Raw genomic sequence first — 5,240 nt, forward strand, 5'->3', positions numbered from 1 at the left:
AGTTGCGGGCGCGTTCGGCGTTAACAGTGATCGCTAGAAGACGTCGACCAGGCGGCCGACAATAAACAGAACGATGCAGGCTACGAAAACCACTCCGATGCCAATGAGCCACGGGAGCGGGTGGTTTGCCTTCGAAGTGCCCTCGTCGTGGCCCTGCGGTCCCACGGTCGAGGACTCACCCGGTGGGGTTTCGCCTGGGGGGACTCCGCCGCCCGGCTCCAGCCCGGTGATCTTCTCGCCCTGTGGATCGGGGTTCTGTCCTGTCATTCGGTGCCTCCTAGATTTCCCAATCAGACCTCTTGGGTGATGGGTCTTTCGTGTCACGGGGTGTCCAGGACATGGTGATGTCGGCTCCCTCTTCGGTCTCGCGCACAAACAGGTGGAGGTCTTCCCCATAAAGGTTCTCGTGTTCGACCACGTCACCCGCCTCGTGCGCCATCTCAACCAGCCGGCTGATGGCCACTGCCATGGCCCGGCCCCAGTCATGTGGATGCTTGCTTGACGATTCTTCGGTTACAGAGAACTTTCTGTCCATAGTTGCCATTGTGCTCCTTAAGTCTCTGCAGTGGGGCAATTAATCTGGCGGCGGATTCCTGCCCGGCAGTAAATAATGGTAAGCCCCCTGTGCAGTTTTGGGATGATTCAACCCTAGCAGTACCGGTGTTCACGCTGACCGGATGCGCGTTCAGCTCCGACCCGCAAAAAGGAACCAGCCCGGTAGGCGTCTTTCCCCAGGGATCGAGTCAACACAAACAACCGATATCCGGGGCGAAACCTGTCATTTGTGCTGACTCGACTGTCTGGCTGATCGCGCCGCCTCGCCGATAATTGCCGTGTAGGTGGGGTAGGCGAACTTTACCCGCGCGAGGGTTGCGACGTCGGTGCCCGCCGCCATCGCCGCAGCGACCGCCTGGATCACCTCCACCGCGTTCTCTCCCACTGCGTGCGCTCCAAGGATCAGCTCCCGGTGCCGGTCCAGCACCAGTTTCAGGAACCCCTGCTCCCGGTCATCGATGATGGGGCGCTCCACCTCGCCATAGGGTACGACGACGGCGGTCGCCTCCCGGTCACGCGCCCGTGCCGCTTCCTCGGTGAGGCCGACGCCGGCGTAATCCGGGTCAGTGAAACCACCGGCGGGCAGCAGATGGTGTGGAGTGGTCCGATGCGCTCCGAGGACCGCGTTCTCGGCAGCGGTTTCGCCCTCAAACACGGCGGCCTGCACCAGCATGCTGGAGCCGTTCGCATCCCCCGCCACATAGACGTGGGGAACGTTCGAGCGCAGATAGTCGTCAACCGGTATCGCGTTGCGTTGGGCCTGGACACCGGCCGCGGCCAGGCCAAGAGACTCAATGTTCGCCGGCCAACCGGCAGCCATCACGACCGTGTCGACCGCCTCCACCTGCTCTCCGGTTGGGCTGGTCCAGTGCAGGTGTAGCCCGCCGTCGTCGTCCCTGGTGATCTGGTTGATCCCGCCGATCCCTGTCTCCACCCGCACACCCCGGGCGCGGAACCCATCGGTGACCGCCGCCGAGACAGCGGCGTCCTCGGTGGTGAGGATGCGCGGCGCCAGATCCAGCAGCAGCACCCGGGAACCGAGTGCATGGAAGATGGTGGCCAGCTGCGCGCCGGTGTGCCCGCCGCCGATCACGGCGATGGCCCGCGGCAGATCCGGCAGGTCGAGAATGTCCGGCGGCAGGACGGCATGCTCGGCGCCGGGGATGGGTAGGCGGCGCGCGTTGCCGCCAACGCAGAGGATGACCGAACCGGCCGTCACTGCGCGGCCGTCCACCGTCAGGGTGTGTGAGTCAGCGAAGGAAGCCTCGCCGGTGAGCAGGGTGATGCCCAACCGGGCGACGACGTCGTCGTACCCTTTGGCCGCGAGCACCCGGTCCACGGTGGACCTGACCCGCCGGACGATCTGGGGCCAGTCAACCGACGGTTCGGCGACGACGATCCCGTAGTCATAGGCGGTGCGCACCTCCCGGTACAGGCGGGCCGTCTTCGCAAGGACCCGCGTCGGCACGCACCCGGAATTCACGCAGGTGCCGCCGAGCCTCGCCCGCTCCACTACAGCCACGCGGGCGCCGAGTTCCGCGGCCCGCACCGCGGCTGCCATCCCCGCAGGGCCAGCGCCCACAATCAGAACATCGAAGTCGTATTCCATGGCTTTGCTCCTGTGGGTGGTCGGGGCGCGATCGGCTGCTGCTTCCTGTATAGCGGCAAATGCCACAAAACTCCCGTACTTCAGACGTCCCGGGTAATCTCAGTGGTATGACAACCCAGCCGGAGACCCTGAAGGAAACGCGGAAGACTGCCGCGAATCTGATCCCCGCGGTGCTGATCGCCGGGTCGGGGTTTGTGATGTTCGGACTGGATCAGCGGTGGCTGGGTTACCTGCTGTTGGCGGCCGCCTTGGCGTCGTCGTTCTTCATCGGGCGTCAGCTGTTCAAGGATCTGGCGCTGCTGTCACTCGGACTGATCATCATGAGCCTGGTGCCCATCACCACCGACATCAGCTTCGAACACATGTTCACCATGGGGACAGCAATGGTCCTGGCGGTGGGGCTGCCGTATTCGATTTCACGGTTTGTGTTCAAGGACCACGCCATCCGGTTTCCGGTACTCACCGGCCAGAAGTGGACGCGGACCGAGCGCTGGTACCTGGTGGCCGTCGTCGTGATGGGGTACTTTCTCCTGCCCGTCTACATGATTCCTACCGGCGTGTTTGAGAACTGGCCGGCAGCCTCGGATCCGAGCACCGTGGCGCGGCTGTTCCTCGGCACCAATGTGCTGGGCATCTGGGACGAGCTGTTCTTCATCTGTACGGCCTTCACCCTGCTGCGGCGGCATCTGCCGGACTGGCAGGCCAACATGCTGCAGGCGGTGCTGTTCACCTCGTTCCTCTGGGAACTGGGCTTCCACGCCTGGGGGCCTTTGCTGATCTACCCCTTTGCGCTGGTGCAGGGCTGGATTTTCAAGAAGACCAAATCATTGAGCTACATTGTGGCGGTTCACCTGCTGTTCGACTTTGTGTTGTTCCTGGTGCTGATTCACGCGCACAACCGCGAATGGTTCGACATTTTCCTGTACTAGCCACCTGCTGATCCCCGCCTGATCGTGGGGTGAGAGTCTCCCCACAGTTTTCCCTTCCGGCTGGACAGCTACCCACTGTCATCTGAGACGGTGAAGCCATGGATGAACTAGTCAACGCGTTGGCCCCGGTGGTCGGGGTCGCTGCGGCCTTGATCGCAGCCGTGCTGCTCGCAGCCATTTTGCGCCGGATAGCTGTGCGCGCCCTGCGGAAGGTCCCCGCCATTCAGGGGGCATCCCGTCGGGCGCTGAACCCGGTGCGGCTCGTGCTCGCCATTGTGGGCGCGCGGATAGCCCTCGCGGTGACTGCCGCCGACACCGACTGGTTTGGGCCGGTGGACTACGCGCTGGTGCTGGCTCTCATTGGGGCCGTGGCCTGGCTGGTCGCGTCGCTCCTGCTGGTGTTTGAGGCGGTGGCGTTGCGGAAATTCGGGAGGGACACCGTTGACCATGGGCGGATGCGGCGCCTGAAAACGCAGATCATGCTGGCCCGCCGGGTGGGAGTGGCACTGGTGATCACCTTCGCGCTGGCCAGCGTGCTGCTGACGATCCCCGAGGTGCGTGCCCTCGGCGCTGGCATCCTGGCCTCGGCCGGGCTAATCTCCATTGTCGCCGGCCTCGCCGTCCAGAGCTCCCTGGCCAACGTCTTTGCCGGGGTGCAACTGGCCTTCACCGACGCCCTGCGGATCGACGACACCGTGTTCGTTGAAGAACAGCTGGGCACGGTCGAGGAAATCACCATGACCTATGTGGTGGTCAAGGTCTGGGACGACCGCCGGATCATCCTGCCCTCGACCTACTTCACCACCACGCCGTTCGAGAACTGGACGCGGAGCCGTTCCGAACTGCTCGGCACCGTTGACCTGGACCTCGACTGGCGGGTTCCCATCGATTCGATGCGGGCCCACCTGGCCGCAATACTTGCCGAGACCACCCTGTGGGACGGGCGCACCAGCACCCTGCAAATCACCCAGGCCACCGACGGGATGGTGCGGGCCAGAGTCCTGGTCAGCGCCGTCGACAATGACGCCCTCTGGGACCTGAAGTGCCTGATCCGCGAATCAATGGTCGTGTTCCTGCAGACCCACCACCGCGAGGCGCTGCCCCGGCAGCGGTGGGAGGCAGTGCACCCTCCCCAAGCCCTCGAAGCTCCCCAACCCGCCGCCCTCGGATCGAGTCAACACAAATAACCACTTTTCGGCGTGAAACCTGCTATCTGTGTTGACTCGCTCCGCTCCGATCCAATGCGGGGAGGGCTAGGTGCGGGGTTTGAGGCTGGGGGAGCCGTCCACGCCGTCGCCCGCGCTAAGCCCGGTCAGCACGGCGCGGATGGCGTCGAGTGAGGAATGCTCCGGCTCCCACCCGAGCAGTGTGCGTGCACGGTCGGTGTTCATGACCGGTGCCAGGGCAGCCATGTCGATCCACCCCGGATCGGTACGCTGCAGCCCCAGCGCCCAGGTCACGCCGACGACGGCGCGCAGCACCTTCACGGGGAGGTTCACCACTCGTCGGGCGCCCAACTGCCCCGCGACCTTGGCCGGTGTGAGCACCGGTTCGGCAGCGATGTTGAAGGCACCGCCCACCCGCCGGTCGACGGCCCGCCAGTAGGCGTCTGCGACGTCGTCGGCGTGGACCGCCTGAAAGATCAGCCGATCAGGGATGGGAATGACCGGGAGCCGCAGCCGATTCAGCAGGAACTTCGGGACGAGCGGGCCCAGGAAGTAGCGGCCGATCTCGCTCCCTGCATCCTGCTGAAAGATCAGCCCCGGGCGAAGCCGGGTGACGGGGATCTCCGGGTACCGCCGGTCGAAGTCATCAAGGAGCGCTTCCTGCTCAGCCTTATGCCGACTGTAGTGAGAGGTGCTGATGCCCCCATGCGGCCAACTTTCATCCACCCGCTGGCCCTTCGAGGCCGGGCTATAGGCACCCACCGATGACGCGCAGACGAAGTGGCGCACTCCCGCGTCGGCGGTCGCCTGCAGCGCGTTGGCGGTACCGGTGACGTTGGTGCGGTGCATCGCCGGTTCATTGCGGTTCGGCTGGATGGCCCAGGCCAGGTGCACGACGGCGTCTACGCCGTCGAGCGCTGCGGTGAGCGTGCTGCGCCCCTCGTCGGTCCCGATATCGAGGGCGTGCCATTCGCACCCGCC

The 5,240-nt window shown here is 64.9% G+C and carries 6 protein-coding genes; 2 read left to right on the top strand and 4 right to left on the bottom strand.

Going from position 1 to position 5,240, the window contains the following annotated elements; translation table 11 throughout:
• Positions 1-33: 33 nt before the first annotated feature.
• The 3 genes from B384_RS0101580 to B384_RS0101590 form a co-directional block, all read right to left on the bottom strand.
• Positions 34-267, bottom strand: coding sequence for a DUF6480 family protein (locus B384_RS0101580; protein WP_019481390.1), 234 nt, complete (start codon positions 265-267; stop codon positions 34-36).
• Positions 268-277: 10 nt separating this feature from the next.
• On the bottom strand, positions 278-544 hold the full coding sequence (locus B384_RS0101585) for a hypothetical protein (RefSeq protein ID WP_133185464.1): 267 nt from the start codon (positions 542-544) through the stop codon (positions 278-280).
• Between the two features lie 234 nt (positions 545-778).
• A complete protein-coding gene (locus B384_RS0101590) occupies positions 779-2,164 on the bottom strand; it encodes a dihydrolipoyl dehydrogenase family protein (RefSeq protein WP_019481392.1) in 1,386 nt (461 codons plus the stop codon).
• Positions 2,165-2,271: 107 nt separating this feature from the next.
• Between B384_RS0101590 and B384_RS0101595 the strand changes: the two genes are divergently transcribed.
• Both B384_RS0101595 and B384_RS0101600 read left to right on the top strand, forming a co-directional pair.
• Positions 2,272-3,093 carry a CPBP family intramembrane glutamic endopeptidase gene (locus B384_RS0101595; protein WP_019481393.1) on the top strand — a complete coding sequence of 274 codons (822 nt, stop codon included), beginning with the start codon at positions 2,272-2,274 and terminating at the stop codon, positions 3,091-3,093.
• A gap of 98 nt (positions 3,094-3,191) precedes the next feature.
• Positions 3,192-4,280 (top strand): mechanosensitive ion channel family protein, encoded by a 1,089-nt coding sequence (locus B384_RS0101600; RefSeq protein WP_019481394.1) that lies wholly within the window; start codon positions 3,192-3,194, stop codon positions 4,278-4,280.
• Positions 4,281-4,346: 66 nt separating this feature from the next.
• Here the strand turns inward: B384_RS0101600 and B384_RS0101605 are convergent.
• Positions 4,347-5,240, bottom strand: an 894-nt coding sequence (locus tag B384_RS0101605; protein WP_019481395.1) for an NAD-dependent epimerase/dehydratase family protein, incomplete at its 5' end; no start/stop codon positions are given.

The sequence above is a fragment of the Arthrobacter sp. TB 23 genome, assembly GCF_000294595.1.
In the GTDB taxonomy this organism is placed as follows: domain Bacteria; phylum Actinomycetota; class Actinomycetes; order Actinomycetales; family Micrococcaceae; genus Arthrobacter_D.

Coding starts and splice junctions, on each gene's coding strand:
- B384_RS0101595 (WP_019481393.1), top strand. CDS start 2,272: ATGACAACCCAGCCGGAGACCCTGAAGGAAACGCGGAAGACTGCCGCG.
- B384_RS0101590 (WP_019481392.1), bottom strand. CDS start 2,164: ATGGAATACGACTTCGATGTTCTGATTGTGGGCGCTGGCCCTGCGGGG.
- B384_RS0101580 (WP_019481390.1), bottom strand. CDS start 267: ATGACAGGACAGAACCCCGATCCACAGGGCGAGAAGATCACCGGGCTG.
- B384_RS0101600 (WP_019481394.1), top strand. CDS start 3,192: ATGGATGAACTAGTCAACGCGTTGGCCCCGGTGGTCGGGGTCGCTGCG.
- B384_RS0101585 (WP_133185464.1), bottom strand. CDS start 544: ATGGCAACTATGGACAGAAAGTTCTCTGTAACCGAAGAATCGTCAAGC.